The organism is Peteryoungia wuzhouensis, assembly GCF_003205195.1.
GTDB classification, from domain to species: Bacteria; Pseudomonadota; Alphaproteobacteria; order Rhizobiales; family Rhizobiaceae; genus Allorhizobium; species Allorhizobium wuzhouense.
The window spans coordinates 194,218-208,146 of the sequence record NZ_QJRY01000005.1; the positions used below are offsets into that span (position 1 = coordinate 194,218).

At 61.5% G+C, this 13,929-nt stretch carries 14 protein-coding genes; 9 read left to right on the top strand and 5 right to left on the bottom strand.

All coding sequences use genetic code 11. The annotated features are described in order from the left end of the window. Nucleotides 1–45 precede the first annotated feature (45 nt). Genes DMY87_RS14855 through DMY87_RS14865 form a run of 3 tightly spaced genes read left to right on the top strand, consistent with a single transcriptional unit; the run spans nt 46 to nt 2,780 of the window. Entirely contained in the window at nt 46–903 is an 858-nt protein-coding gene (locus DMY87_RS14855; protein WP_110792408.1) for an ABC transporter permease, read from the top strand. Nucleotides 904–906: 3 nt separating this feature from the next. After that, the gene (locus tag DMY87_RS14860; protein ID WP_110792409.1) at nt 907–1,707 is read left to right on the top strand and encodes an ABC transporter permease; all 801 of its coding nucleotides are present in this window, start codon (nt 907–909) and stop codon (nt 1,705–1,707) included. After that, nucleotides 1,704–2,780: an ABC transporter ATP-binding protein gene (locus DMY87_RS14865; protein WP_110792410.1), complete on the top strand. Its 1,077-nt coding sequence runs from the start codon at nt 1,704–1,706 to the stop codon at nt 2,778–2,780. The genes DMY87_RS14860 and DMY87_RS14865 overlap by 4 nt, the downstream gene beginning before the upstream one ends. 22 nt (nt 2,781–2,802) lie before the next feature. On the opposite strand, the gene DMY87_RS14870 is transcribed toward DMY87_RS14865, so the two are convergent. The 5 genes from DMY87_RS14870 to DMY87_RS14890 all read right to left on the bottom strand — a co-directional run bounded on the left by DMY87_RS14870 (nt 2,803) and on the right by DMY87_RS14890 (nt 7,481). Further along, nucleotides 2,803–3,384, bottom strand: coding sequence for a TetR/AcrR family transcriptional regulator (locus DMY87_RS14870; protein WP_110792411.1), 582 nt, complete (start codon nt 3,382–3,384; stop codon nt 2,803–2,805). A gap of 15 nt (nt 3,385–3,399) precedes the next feature. Then, a complete protein-coding gene (locus DMY87_RS14875) occupies nt 3,400–4,320 on the bottom strand; it encodes a carbon-nitrogen hydrolase family protein (RefSeq protein WP_110792412.1) in 921 nt (306 codons plus the stop codon). 9 nt (nt 4,321–4,329) lie between these two features. Further along, the gene (locus DMY87_RS14880) at nt 4,330–4,710 is read right to left on the bottom strand and encodes a hypothetical protein (protein WP_110792413.1); all 381 of its coding nucleotides are present in this window, start codon (nt 4,708–4,710) and stop codon (nt 4,330–4,332) included. Beyond that, nucleotides 4,707–6,137, bottom strand: coding sequence for an APC family permease (locus DMY87_RS14885; protein ID WP_165826248.1), 1,431 nt, complete (start codon nt 6,135–6,137; stop codon nt 4,707–4,709). Before DMY87_RS14885 ends, DMY87_RS14880 begins: the two co-directional genes overlap by 4 nt. Nucleotides 6,138–6,416: 279 nt before the next feature. Further along, the gene (locus DMY87_RS14890) at nt 6,417–7,481 is read right to left on the bottom strand and encodes a LacI family DNA-binding transcriptional regulator (protein ID WP_110792415.1); all 1,065 of its coding nucleotides are present in this window, start codon (nt 7,479–7,481) and stop codon (nt 6,417–6,419) included. Between the two features lie 237 nt (nt 7,482–7,718). Between DMY87_RS14890 and DMY87_RS14895 the strand changes: the two genes are divergently transcribed. From DMY87_RS14895 to DMY87_RS14920, 6 genes are all read left to right on the top strand, one after another. Next, entirely contained in the window at nt 7,719–8,702 is a 984-nt protein-coding gene (locus tag DMY87_RS14895) for an autoinducer 2 ABC transporter substrate-binding protein (protein ID WP_110792416.1), read from the top strand. A 132-nt stretch (nt 8,703–8,834) separates the two neighbouring features. Then, nucleotides 8,835–10,349 (top strand): sugar ABC transporter ATP-binding protein, encoded by a 1,515-nt coding sequence (locus tag DMY87_RS14900; RefSeq protein WP_110792417.1) that lies wholly within the window; start codon nt 8,835–8,837, stop codon nt 10,347–10,349. Beyond that, a complete protein-coding gene (locus tag DMY87_RS14905) occupies nt 10,342–11,364 on the top strand; it encodes an ABC transporter permease (protein ID WP_110792418.1) in 1,023 nt (340 codons plus the stop codon). The genes DMY87_RS14900 and DMY87_RS14905 overlap by 8 nt, the downstream gene beginning before the upstream one ends. Beyond that, a complete protein-coding gene (locus DMY87_RS14910; protein WP_110792419.1) occupies nt 11,361–12,347 on the top strand; it encodes an ABC transporter permease in 987 nt (328 codons plus the stop codon). Before DMY87_RS14905 ends, DMY87_RS14910 begins: the two co-directional genes overlap by 4 nt. 12 nt (nt 12,348–12,359) lie before the next feature. Next, complete coding sequence (locus tag DMY87_RS14915; protein WP_110792420.1) at nt 12,360–13,208, top strand: sugar phosphate isomerase/epimerase family protein; 849 nt, start codon at nt 12,360–12,362, stop codon at nt 13,206–13,208. A 67-nt stretch (nt 13,209–13,275) separates the two neighbouring features. Further along, nucleotides 13,276–13,920 carry a nucleoside/nucleotide kinase family protein gene (locus DMY87_RS14920; RefSeq protein WP_110792421.1) on the top strand — a complete coding sequence of 215 codons (645 nt, stop codon included), beginning with the start codon at nt 13,276–13,278 and terminating at the stop codon, nt 13,918–13,920. Nucleotides 13,921–13,929 lie beyond the last annotated feature (9 nt).

Sequence of the window (13,929 nt, forward strand, 5' to 3'; positions counted from 1 at the left end):
CCGGCATGTCCGGCCCAACCAACCGCGAACACCGGAAGACCAGACATGACCTTAGCGGCAAAAATCGGCGGTGGCGCCAAGCCGTCCAAACGGGACGGGGCATTCGGCTATCTGATGCCGGCCTTTCTGCTCGTGCTTTTGTTCTTCATCGTACCCGTGCTGATGCTGCTGTTGCGCAGCATTCTCGAGCCGGAACTCGGACTTCAGAATTACGAGGCGCTTCTCGGGTCGACCACCTATCTGCGCATCTTTCTCAATACGTTTATCGTGGCAGGTCTGGTGACACTCATCTCGGTCGTCATCGGCTATCCCGTCGCCTGGTTGCTGGCCATCATGCCCGAGCGCTGGTCGCGCATTGTGCTCGCCATCATTATCCTGTCGATGTGGACCAATCTCCTCGCGCGCACCTATGCCTGGATGGTTCTCTTGCAGCGCACCGGGGTGATCAACAAGACGCTGATCGGGTTGGGGTTGATCGACAAGCCGCTGGCACTGGTCAACAACCTCGTCGGCGTCACTATCGGCATGACCTATATCATGCTGCCCTTCGTCATCCTGCCGCTGATCGGTGTGATCCGTTCGATCGATCCCGCGACGCTCAGGGCCGCAGCACTCTGTGGCGCCAATCGCTGGCAGTGTTTTGTTCGGGTGCTCCTCCCGCTTTCGGCTTCCGGCGTCGCCTCCGGTGCGTTGATGGTCTTCGTCATGTCGCTCGGTTACTTCGTCACGCCCGCACTGCTTGGAGGGACCGCGAACATGATGCTTGCCGAACTTGTCGCGCAATTCGTCCAGTCGCTGGTGAATTGGGGGATGGGGGGCGCTGCGGCGCTGGTCCTTCTCGTCGTCACGCTCGCACTTTACGCCGTGCAACTGCGCTACTTCAATCCGAACAAGGCAGGGTGAAGCATGCTGCTCGATTTCGATAAGCTCGGCGGTCTCAAAATCGTCCTGATCGGTCTGACGGCGTTGGTCTGTCTGTTTCTGATCCTGCCGATCGCCTTCATTGCAGCGCTCTCCTTTGGCTCGTCGCAATGGCTGATTTTCCCGCCGCCGTCCTGGACGCTGAAGTGGTATCACGACCTTTTCGCTGATCCGCGCTGGCTCTATTCGGCCTGGACGAGCCTGAAGATCGCCTCGATCGTCACCGTGCTCTCCGTGGTCATCGGCTTTCTGGCCGCCCTTGGGCTGAACCGCCGCGATTTTTACGGTCGCGATGCACTCAGAGCCCTGTTTTTGACGCCGATGATCCTGCCGGTCGTCGTGCTCGCTGTCTCGCTCTACGCGCTTTTCCTCAAGCTCGGCCTCGCAGGGACGACTTTCGCCTTTGTTATTGCGCATCTTCTGATCGCTTTGCCGTTCTCGATCATCTCGATCGGCAATGCTCTCGATGGCTTCGACCGCTCGATCGAGGATGCGGCCATTCTGTGTGGCGCAAGCCCGTGGGAGGCCCGGCTGCGGGTGACTGTACCGGCCGTCAGCCACGGCATCTTTGCCGCTGCCGTCTTCTCCTTCCTCGCCTCCTGGGACGAGGTGGTGCTGGCGATCTTCATGGCGAGCCCAACCCTGCAGACTTTGCCGGTCAAGATCTGGGCGACGTTGCGCCAGGACCTGACGCCGGTGATCGCGGCTGCCTCCACTCTCCTCATCGCCTTCACCATTCTCCTGATGGTTTTGGCCGCACTTTTCCGCAAGGGACGTAGCAAATGACCGAACCCTTTCTCAGCATTCGCGGCATCCGTAAGACCTTCGGTGCCTTCACCGCCGTCAAGGATGTCACCATGGACGTGGCCGAGGGCGAGTTCATGACATTTCTCGGTCCGTCCGGATCGGGCAAGTCGACGACGCTCTACATCCTCGCCGGCTTCCAGGATCCGACAGATGGCGACATCCTGCTCAAAGGTCAGAGCCTGCTTTCGACCCCGTCGCACAAACGCAATATCGGCATGGTCTTTCAGCGCTACACGCTCTTCCCGCACCTGAGCGTCGGTGAAAACGTCGCCTTCCCCTTGCGCATTCGTCGTGTCGGCCAGGCGGAGGTCACCGAGCGGGTCAAGAAAGCCCTCAAGCTGGTGCGGCTCGAAGGCTTCGAAGATCGCAAGCCGGCGCTGATGTCCGGTGGCCAGCAGCAGCGCGTGGCGCTTGCCCGTGCGCTTGTCTACAATCCGCCGGTCCTCCTGATGGACGAGCCGCTTTCGGCGCTGGACAAGAAGCTGCGCGAGGAGATCCAGTTCGAGATCCGCCGCATTCACCAGGAAACCGGCGTGACCATTCTCTACGTCACCCACGACCAGGAAGAAGCGCTGCGGCTCTCCGACCGGATCGCTGTCTTCAGCCAGGGGGAGATCGACCAGATCGGCACCGGTCAGGAACTCTATGCCAACCCGGCCACGCATTTCGTCGCGGGCTTTATCGGCGACAGCAATTTCATCAATGCGGAGGTGCTTTCGGCGGCGGATGGCAAGGCCAAGCTCTCGTTGCCGGGCGGCACTGTCGTCGACGGCGTGCCGATGCATGCCGGCAAAGCGGCCGGCAAGTCGGCATCGCTGCTGCTGCGGCCGGAACGCCTGTCACTGTCCAGCGCGCGGATCGACAATGGTCTGGCCGTGACGATCAACGACATCACCTTCCTCGGCAACAATGTCGAGGTGAGTACGCAGACGGGTAATGGCGAGAGCCTGTCCGTGCGCCTGCCCTTCGGGCACGAGGCAATCTCCAGCATCAGCCGGGGCGATCAGGCTTGGTTGAGCTTCGAACCGCAGACGACGCACGCTTTCGCCTGACGCGACGATCCGATGCCGGCGGTTAGGCCTGTTCGGGACGTCGAAACGCGCGCAAGACGAAATCAGCGCCCTCGCGTGCCAAGCGGTCGGGGTCTTCGATCACCGCCTCTTCGGCATATTCAAGATGGGCGATGGTAATGCTGGCGACCATCAGTCGGCCCAGCGCGGGGTCGATCTCGACGAACTCGCCACTGCGGATGCCCTGGGCAATTAGGTCTTCGAGAGAGCGATAAAAGGCTTTGAGCTTGTCGGCCAGTTCGGCCAGTTCGGGGCTCTTGAGGGCGTCGCCGGTATAGATGGCGGACATGGCCATCGGCATGCGGTGGAGACTGGAAAAATCCCAGACCAGGTATTGGTGCAGACGTTCAGACACCGAGCCCGGCTGACGGCATGCCTCATCGATCCGGATGGCGGCTTCATTCAGGCTCAGGGCGAAGATTTCTTCGACAATCGCCTTCTTGTTGGGGAAGTGGTGGAAGAGCGAAGGCTGCTTGATATTCACAGCCTTCGCGATCTCGCGTGTGGTGGTGGCGCGGTAGCCCAGCCTCTTGAACAGCTTCGATGCCTGAATCAGGATTTCCTGTCTCGTATCGGCTGTTTCCATGAGGCTTCTCCTGCGTTAGACCGCGCCTCCGATCTCCCGGCGTCGGTTGACGGTCAGGTTGAAGACGTCTCTGCGATCGTAGTGGCCTACGACATCAAGATCGTGCTTAAAGCGGATCGTGTCGGCAAGATCAATTGTCGCAACGACTGTCTCGCCGCCGAATACAGGGCCGACGAGGAATTCGCCGTCCGGGCCGACGACCCCCGAGCCGCCCTTGAGGCCATCCTCGCCGCCAAGACCTGATATGAACGCCTCGCGGAGCGCTTCCGGCACACGCGCGACGGGGAGGTAGGTGGCGGCGCTTACCACAAAGCAACGACCCTCGAAGGCATATGTGCGGCAGGCCAATTGATGCGAGATCGGCATGTCCGGCCATGCGGCGATATGGATCTGCTCGTCTGAGGCATGAAGAGCGTGCCGGGCGAGGGGATGCCAGTGCTCCCAGCAGACCAGGCCTCCGATGCGCCCCGCCGGAGTGTCGACGGCCAACAGTCCGGCAGCATCGCCGGGTGCCCAGACGTTTCGTTCCGTGTGCGTCGGCAGGAGCTTGCGGTGGACGTTGAGCAGCGTGCCGTCCGGGCCAATGGTGATCATGCTGTTGAACAGGATCGACGCCGAAGACCGGGCGCGCTCGTTGATGCCCATGACCACCGTGATGCCCGCTTCGCGTGCGGCATCACAAAGGGCGCGTCCTGGTGCGCTGTCGAGGACGAGACTGGCCTCGACCAGTTTTCCGAACCAGTGGCGGGCCTCTGCGCTGTCCCAGCCTGCCATGCCGAATACCCAGGACGGATATCCTCCCAACCAGGTTTCGGGGAAGACTACGAGATCTGCGCCATCCTGCGCCGCGACCCGAATGGCCTGCTGCGCCATGGCGATCGCCGCGTCGAGATCAAGGAGCGGCGGCGTGTCTTGAATGATGTGAAGTTTCGTCATGGATTGACCTCATGAATAAAGAAAGGAGGAAACGGCTGCAGCCGTCAGTCCGAATGCGAAGGTGGACAGGGAACAGAAGTCCAGCCACCAGACGAGGCGGGTGCGCGTCGGCCAATCGGGCCACCAGGCAAGGGCGCCCGTGCCGATTGCTGTATAGAAACCGCTGACGATGAGCAGCCAGCCAATGGCCGGGTGCAGCATTGTGGCGCCATAGCCCAATGCCAGCAGAACGGTTCCGATGATCAAAGCATCGACGTGACCCTGGCGAAGGCGCGAGATCTGCTTGATTGCAAACCAGCCCTTTGGCTTGTCCAGAGCGACGGAGAGCAACATTCCGGAGATCCCGCCGATGGACAGAAGCACGAGCCCTGCTTGGGTGATGAAGGTCATTTTTGTTCCTTGTGTCTCAGGGTGGCGAGGATGATCGCGAAAGCGGTGACAAGCGCGAAGATGATCAGCGGTGCAGCCACCAGCAGGCTTGAGGCTCCGGGGGGTGCGAGTTCGGGACGTGGCCACGCGATGTTGGCGGTTTCAAAGGCCAGCCAGAGAAAGGCGATGGTGTTTATGGGCATGCCGAGCGCGCCAGAGCGAAATGCGCCTGCCGGGTTCCATCGTCCGCTTGCCCGCGCATAGAGCGCGGCTGCCACCACCAGGAAGAAGGTGGCATAAAGCCCCATCGTGCCGAAGGAAATCATCGTGCCGATCGCCTGGTCATTCAAACCGAGTAGCAGGGCGAGACCCGCCACCACCGTTACCAGTGCCATCGCCGCGAGGGGGACTTTGCTGCCGGTGCTCACGCCGGCAAGCTTTTTGGAGCCGGGCAGTGCTCCGTCACGGGCCAGGCCGAAAACGATGCGGCCCGTATAGGCCTGCATGGAAACGATGCAGGCCATGAAGGTGGTGACGACGATCGCGTAAAACGGTCGTTCGGACCAGGCGCCGAGGTTTTCGGTCACCGCCGCCGTCACGGGATCGGCAATCTCTCCGGCGACCAGCGCCTGGACGTTCGAACTGGCCAGGGTGATGGCTGCGGCAACGAGGACGACGAGTGCGCCGACGGTGGCCGTCGCCCCCATGATGGCTCTTGGAATGTTGCTGCCGGCGCCCGCCGTCTCCTCGGCGACCGAGGCGCTGGCGTCGAAACCGACAAAGGCCCAGCCGCATACGGCAAGTGCCGTCAGATAGGTTGCGAGCGTCGGGGCCGTGCTAAGGTTTTCGACAAGGAGGCTGACCGGCTGGTTCTGGAAGAACAGGATCAGGACGAGGCCGATGCCGAGCGAACCCAGGACCTCTGCCGCAATGCCGATGTTCACCAGGAACGACGCGAGGCGTATGCCGCGGGCATTGACGATGAGCGCGGCCAGAAGCAGCCCCATCGCGATGGCCGCTCGTGCAATTCCCTTGGGTTCGGTCCCGGTCAAGAGCAGGCTGACCCACGGGGCTGCCAGATAGGCAACGGTCGCCAAGGCGGCGGTGACCGCCAGGGCATAGATAATGCCGGTCACCAGGCCATAGCCCTTGCCCGCCAGCCGGCTCGTCCAGTGATAAGGCCCACCCGCCACCGGGAACTCGGATGCCAGTTCCGAATAGACAAAGGCAACCGTCAACTGGCCGGCCAAGGACAGAACAAGCAGCCAGATCCAGGCCGGTCCCGTCAGCTGAATTCCAAGCGAGAAGATCGCGTAGAGGCCGACGACGGGCGCCACTGTCGCCACGCCGATCGAGAATACCGAGAACAACCCGATATCGCGCTTCAACTCTTGTTTGAACCCGAGGTCAGCCAGTTGGCTGGCGTCTCCCTGTGTCGATGTTTTCATAGTCTGCTCTCCCATTTGAGTCTCCCTATCAAATGATAGGGAGACTATTTGAGAGTTGCGTCGATTGTCAATCGTGCTCAATTCTGGGTGATCGAGGCCACCGCACGCGCCATGCCCGATATGCCGCATGGCAGGGCAAGGGAGCGCGCGGACGCGTGGCGGATCGCGACCGGCGGCAGGTTTCGTATTTTGGAGTTGAGACAAACGCGGCACGAAAATGGGCCGCCAATTCAGCGGGTTGCAGAACTTGCCCGTCACCGGGGCAAGCGCAACCTGCCTTCAGTCGATGTCCTTCAGGGCATCAAGCGGTCCGGTGAGCGCGGTCCTTGGAGGCACCAGCATCGGCTGAATGAGATGCGTGATCGCCGGAGGGCGTGTGGAGTCGAGGATCCGGAACCCCTCGGCAATCATGGCCTCGCTGTCCTGCCGGATCATGTAAACGGGGAAGGGCAGGAATGATCCGAACGGGTCGTAGTCGTAGCAGCCGACCACGATGTCGGCGAAGGTCTCGTGTGGATGCTGTCCGAGAAAGCGCATCAGGCCTTCGAGGTTGATCGAGGAGTTGACGAAGAAACAACGTGGCAGTTTGCCATGGGATTCGTAGAATGTTTCAAAGGCGCGCGCTGTCATGGCGGGGGAGTAACCTGTCGGCTGGATGCAGGCTTCCGGGCTCTCTCCCAGCATCGCGATCTTGATGTCGCGGAAGCCACGAATGCGTTCGCGGCTCGCATGGTCGTCACGACCGCCGAAGAGGTAGACCTCGTCTGCGGTGATCGGGACCGCACCGTCCTGCTGGGCCTGCTCGATGATGGCGCGGGTCAACATGCGCGCACCTTCAAAATTGTCGGAGATCACCGAGGGCGCGCGTGTGCCGGGCAAGTCGATGTTGACATGCCTGAGGCCTGCCTTGATGCAAACTTCGTGGACGCCGTCCGGATCCGTGGCGCCGGCGATGAACAGCTCATCGATCGAATAGGAAATAAGGGTTTCGACGATCTGCCGCTCTTCGTCAGGGTCACGGCATGCGCTGACAACGACGGGGCATTGCCCGCGGCTTCTGACCTCCGCCTCGAAGGTTTGTGCCATGGACGAAAAGTAGCGGTTGTCATGGATGGGCAGGAGCAGGCCGACAAGGCCGGAACGTGAGGAGCGCAGTCCCCGGGCCTGCAAATTCGCGGTGTATTGATGCTCTTCCGCGAGCCCCTGGATCAGCTGCGCGGTCGCTTCCTTGATGCGCCGTTTGCGCCAACTGCCGTTCAAGACGGCGCTCACGGTCGATGGCGAGCATCCCGACAGGACCGAAAGGTCATAGATCGTCGCCTTCTTTTTCCCCATGTCACTCATCTGCGTCTCCCTGCCGGCCTTCTTTAGGAAAATTCCCCTCTTGACGAAAGTGTAACCTTGACGGATATTGATTGCACCATCGATTGTGCAAAAAAGAAACATCGATTGTGCAGGGTGGTTCGCCGGAGGAGGCGATGGGAGGCAAGGGTATTCCCGGGCCAAGAGGAAACCTGAGACGTCCGTGAGCGAAGGCTGCGGGTGGAGATCGTTTTTGACGATCCTTGAGGAGGAGAGAACATGAAAAGGCTTATCGTGGCGGCTCTTGCCGCATCGCTTTCGCTTGCCGGTGCCGTTGTCGCCTACGCGGCCGATGCGCCGAAAGTCGGTGTCGTCGTGAAGATCGGTGGCATTCCGTGGTTCAATGCCATGGAGGCCGGCATCAAGGAACAGGGGCAGAAGCTCGGGATCGACGCCTTCATGGTCGGTCCGACCAGTGCGGACCCGGCTCTGCAGGTCCGTGCCATCGAAGACCTGATCGCCCAGGGCGTCAAGGTCATCGGCGTGGTTCCGAACGACGCCAAGGTCCTTGAGCCCGTACTTCAAAAGGCGCAGGCGGCCGGCATCAAGGTCGTGACGCATGAATCGCCCTCGCAGAAGGGCGCCGACTGGAATTTCGAACTCGCGTCATCGACAGGTTTCGGTGAAGCGCATGCCAAGCTGCTTGCCGAGAAGATGGGTGGCAAGGGCGAGTATGCCGTTTATGTCGGCTCGCTCACCGTCCCGCTCCACAACGCGTGGGCAGATGCGGCCATCGCCTATCTCCAGAAGAATTATCCCGACATGAAACTGGTCGGCGATCGCTACGGTGTCGCAGAAGATGTCGACAAGAGCCGCTCCACCGCGCTCGATCTGATCGCGGCGCATCCGGATCTCAAGGGATTCCTCGCCTTCGGCAGCCAGGGACCGATCGGTGCCGGCCGTGCCGTCGAAGAACGCCGCAAGACAGGCGAGATCTTCGTCATCGGTCCTTTCTCGCCAGGCCAGGGCCAGAAGCTGATCAAGGCCGATGCCATTGCCGGCGGCTTCATGTGGAATCCGAAGCAGGCTGGCGAAGTGTTCGTCACCATGGCGGACCGCCTGATCAAGGGTGAAAGCATCAAGGAAGGCGACGACATCCCGGGTCTCGGCGTGATCAAGCCGGCTGGCAACGACATCATCGTCGACCAGCTGCTGGCGATCAACAAGGATACCGTCGACGAACTCGCGGCCATGGGGCTCTGATCCAGCGAAAGACCTCCCCGGTTCCGGACCTGTAGCCCCCTGCAGCTCCGGATCTTCGCTGAGCAACCGGTGTCCGGCAGCCCTTAGCCGGACACCGGACCCAACCCGGCATGACAGCAGACAGGTTCTTCCATGAATACCGTGACGGATCAGGGCAAGGTGGCCCGGCCGCTTCTCTCGTTGCGCGGCATCAACATGACGTTCGGAGGCGTGCAGGCCCTGAAAGACGTCTCGTTCGAGGTGATGCCCGGTGAAGTGCACTGCCTGGCCGGCGAAAACGGATGCGGCAAAAGCACACTCATCAAGGTGATCACCGGCGTCTATCGTCCGGCGCCCGGCGCCGAGATCGTGTTCGACGGAGAGCCCGTCGCACAGATGAGCCCCGGCAAGGCGCAGTCCCTCGGCATTCAGGTCATCTGGCAGGACCTTGCCCTGTTTCCCGAAATGACGGTGGCCGAAAACATTGCCTTCCAGACGCTGTCTGGTGCCACGCCACGGCTCGTCAACTATACCCGGATCCGGGACATTGCAGAGAAGGCGCTCGCGCGACTTGGCGTGACCTTCGATGTCGACCGGCCGCTCAAGGATTTCGCGATTGCGCAACGGCAGATCGTCGCCATCGCGCGCGCGCTGGTCGGGGACGCCCGGATCGTCTTCATGGACGAACCGACGGCTTCGCTCACCCAGACCGAAACGGACTATCTGCTCGACATCGTGCGCAATCTCTCGGCGTCGGGCGTGGCGGTCGTCTTCGTCAGCCACCGGCTGGCCGAGGTATTGGAAATCTCGCAGCGCCTGACCGTGCTGCGGGATGGAAAACTCGTCGGCGTCTACCCGGTCGAAGGCATGACCCAGTCTAAGGTCACGGAATTGATGACCGGTCGGACCTTCGATCAGAACGTTCGTGCCCGCGACATGGAAAAAGAACCGGTGGTGCTTTCCGTCGAGGGTTTGAGCCGGGACGGGGAGTTTTCGCAGATCAGTTTCGATCTGCGTCGCGGGGAAACGCTCGGCATCACCGGCCTTCTGGGGTCGGGGCGCACAGAACTCGCACTGACCCTCTTCGGCATGCGACGTCCGGATGCGGGGCAGATCCGTCTCGATGGGCGGCCGCTGTCGTTTGCGTCGAACCGGGAGGCGATCTCGGCCGGTATCGCCTATCTTTCCGAGGACAGGCTGGCGCTCGGCCTCAATCAACCGCAATCGATTGCCGACAACCTGGTCATGGCGTCTCTGAACCGCATCATGCGCCGCGGGCTGATCGCACCTGATCACAAGAAGGCACTCGTCTCACGCTGGATTGCTGACCTTGGCGTCAAGATTGGACGTCCCGAAGACGCGATTTCCACGCTCTCGGGCGGCAATCAACAGCGGGTGGCAATTGCCAAATGGCTGGCCACGGACCCGCGGGTCCTGATCCTCGATGCCCCGACTGTGGGCGTCGATGTCGGCGCGCGGGCCGGCATCTTCGAGATCGTGGCTCGTCTTGCCGAGGCGGGTCTCGCCATCATCCTGATTTCGGACGAAGTGCCGGAAGTCTTTTTCAACGCCGACCGGGTCCTTCATATGGACAAGGGGAGGATCAAGGCGAGCTATGATCCGCGCATGACGACGCTCACGGATATGGAGGCGGCCGTATATGCGTAAGCTGCTCGTTTCCCACACGACCGAAATGGTCCTGATCCTGGTGATCGCGGCGATGAGCCTTGCGCTTTCGTTCCTGACCGATCGCTTCTTCACCCTCGGCAATGCCTTCGACCTGCTGAACATCAGTGCGGTCAACATCATCTTCGCCGTGGGCCTGCTCGTGGTGCTGATCGCAGGCGGCATCGATATCTCGTTTGCCGTGGCGGCTTCGGTCGTGCAGTACGCGACCGCGCTTGCACTCGCCCAGATCGGCGGCGGCGACTGGATCTCGGGGCTGCTCATCGCCTCAGTGTTCGGTATCGCTCTCGGACTGATCAATGCCTTCCTGATCCACCGCTTCAACATCATCTCGATCGTTGCGACGATTTCGACCTTCAATGTCTATTTCGGTCTGTTGATGTTCTTCACCAAGGGGGTGTCGATCTACAACCTGCCCGACTGGCTGACGACGCGCGTGATTGTCTATGAGCGGGAGATGGCCGACGGCAGCTGGGCTGAAATCACGCTTCCCGTCGTCGTCATGCTGATTTGCGTCGTCGCCACATGGCTCTTCGTCACGCGGACCACGACCGGCCGCCAGCTCTATGCCTTTGGCGACAATCCGGAAGGGGCGCGCCGCTTCGGCATCAATGTCGGCGCGATGCAGTATATCGCCTTTGGCTGGCTCGGGCTGATGGCGGGCATCGCGGGGCTGATGCAGGCACATTATGCCCAGGAAGTGGTGCCCAATGCCCTTTACGGCCGGGAGCTCGACGTGCTGGCCGCCGTGGTTCTGGGCGGTGCCCGCCTGGGCGGCGGCAAGGGCTCGGTCATGGGCTGCGTGCTCGGGGTGCTGCTGGTGTCGATCACCCAGAACGGCCTGAACCTGATGGGCGTATCGCCCTTCGCCTTCAAGATGATTGTCGGCGCGATCATCCTCGTCGCCATCACGCTGTCGAGCGGGCGCCTTGATGGGCTTTTCGGCCCGCGCAAACAGGCTCTGTCCGATACCGATTCAAAGGGAGGGGCGGCATGAATAGGCTCGTCGCACGTTTCAACGCCATCTTCGGGCCTGACATGGCCGGGCCACTTGCCGCACTCCTTGCGGTGCTGATCGTCTTCGGCCTCGCTTCGCCGCAGTTTTTTACCGCCGCCACCTTCGGCTCCGTTGCGTTCCAGCTGCCGGAACTCGGGATCCTGACGCTCGCCATGCTGATGCCGATCCTGACCGGTGGTCTGAACCTTGCAATCACCTTCACCGCCAACATAGCGGGTCTGACGCTCGCCTGGGTTCTGCAAGCGAATGGTGGCATCGATGCCGGTCCGGCGGCGTTCGTTCTCGGATCCATGCTTGCCATCGGTGTCGGAGCGGCCAGCGGACTGGTGATGGGGCTGGTCATCGCGTTTACCCGAGCCCATCCAATCCTCGTATCATTGTCGATGATGATCTTCCTGCGCGGTCTCGGCGAGTTTCTGACCCGTGGCGGCGATATCTCGGGCTTCCCGAGCTTCGTCGCGCCGATCGGCCATGGCAGCATACTCGGAATGCCGGTGCCGCTGCTGATCCTTCTTGGCTGCGTGGCCGCGACACACGTCGTGTTGTCGCGGACGAAGCTCGGATTTTCGACCTATATGATCGGCTCCAATATCGAATCCGCCCGCTATTCCGGCATCAATACGCGCAAGGTGCTGGTGCTTGTCTATGTGCTGTCCGGGGCGATCGCGGCAATTGCCGGGATCATCATGCTCGCACGCTTCAACTCCGTGCGCGTCGGCCATGGCGAATCTTACCTGCTCATCACGGTGCTCGCCTGTTTCCTTGGCGGCATCAATCCCTTCGGCGGTTTCGGACGGGTGATCCCGGTGTTTGTCGCCCTCGTCGTCCTGCAACTGCTGTCGTCGGGGCTCAATCTGCTCGGTGCAAACCAGCATCTCGCGACGGCCTTCTGGGGGCTGCTGCTCATCGCCGTCATGATGCTGCGCTGGGTTTCGGTCAAATTCATTAAGAAAAACAAATAGAGGAGTATGGTTATGGAAGGCTTTGGCGTTCACACGAGCATGTGGACCATGAACTGGGATCGCGCAGGCGCGGAAAAGGCGATCGCGGGGGCTGTCCACTACAAGATGGATTTCATCGAGATCGCCCTGCTCAACGCACCGGCCGTCGATGCGAAGCATACGCGCGATCTTCTGGAAAAGAACAAGCTCAGGGCCGTCTGCTCGCTCGGGCTGCCGGAGAGCGCCTGGGCCTCGGTCCGTCCGGATGCGGCGATCGACCATCTGAAGGTCGCGATCGAAAAGACCGCAGAGATGAGCGGCGAAGCGCTTTCAGGCGTCATCTATGGCGGGATCGGCGAAAGGACAGGCGTGCCGCCGACCCAAGCCGAATACGACAATATCACCCGCGTTCTGGATGCCGCAGCCAAGCACGCCAAGCGCTTCGGCATACAGCTCGGCGTCGAGGCGGTGAACCGCTACGAGAACCACCTGGTCAATTCGGCGCAGCAGGCGGTCGATGTCGTCGAGCGGGTGGGTGCCGACAATGTCTTCGTGCATCTCGATACCTACCACATGAATATCGAGGAAAAGGGTGCGGCGAACGGCATTCTCGTCGCGCGTGACCACCTGAAATATATCCACCTCTCGGAAAGTGATCGCGGCACGCCCGGATACGGCAATGTGCCGTGGGACGAGATTTACGCAACGCTTGCTGCCATCGGCTTCAAGGGCGGACTCGCCATGGAAAGCTTCATCAACATGCCGCCCGAAGTGGCCTACGGGCTTGCCGTCTGGCGGCCGGTGGCGCGCGACATGGAAGAGGTGATGGACAATGGCCTTCCCTTCCTGCGCAACAAGGCTGCGCAATACGGCCTCATCTGATCGATAGGAAGAGATCTGTCGGCATCCGGCATTTGGCCGGGTCCGACCTCGCCAGGGAGTGCTGTCGATGGCGGCGATCGAAGACAATATAAGCATACTGGCTCGGGAAGCCCTGAGGCTGCATGCGGGCAGGGGCGGTGCGCGGGTCCTGCTTGCCATTGCCGGCGCGCCCGGATCGGGAAAGTCGACGATTGCCGAAGCCGTCGCCGACAGCATCAACCGTGACCGGCCGGGGCTTGCCGCTGTCTTCCCGATGGATGGCTACCATTACGACGATCATGTGCTCGACGCGATGGGACGGCGAGCCCACAAGGGTGCACCCGACACATTTGATGCCCATGGCTTGAGGCACATGCTGCTGCGACTGAAGGAGAACGCCGAGGAGACGATCGCGGTGCCCGTCTTCGACCGCCAGATCGAGATCGCACGGGCAGGCGGACGGCTGATCGACCGTGGGACCGGGATCATCCTTTGCGAGGGGAACTATCTGCTGCTCCGGCAGCCACCCTGGGACAGGTTGAAGCCGATCTTCGACTTTGCCGTATTCGTCGATGTGACGCAGGCGGAGCTTCGGCGGCGTCTTACGGAACGCTGGCAGGGATACGGTCTTTCGCCGGAGCAGATCCGGTTCAAGCTGGAGGAGAACGATCTGCCAAACGGCGTCGCGATCATCGAGGGTAGTGCCGATCCGGACCTGCGGCTCGCCAACTGAGGGAGACGG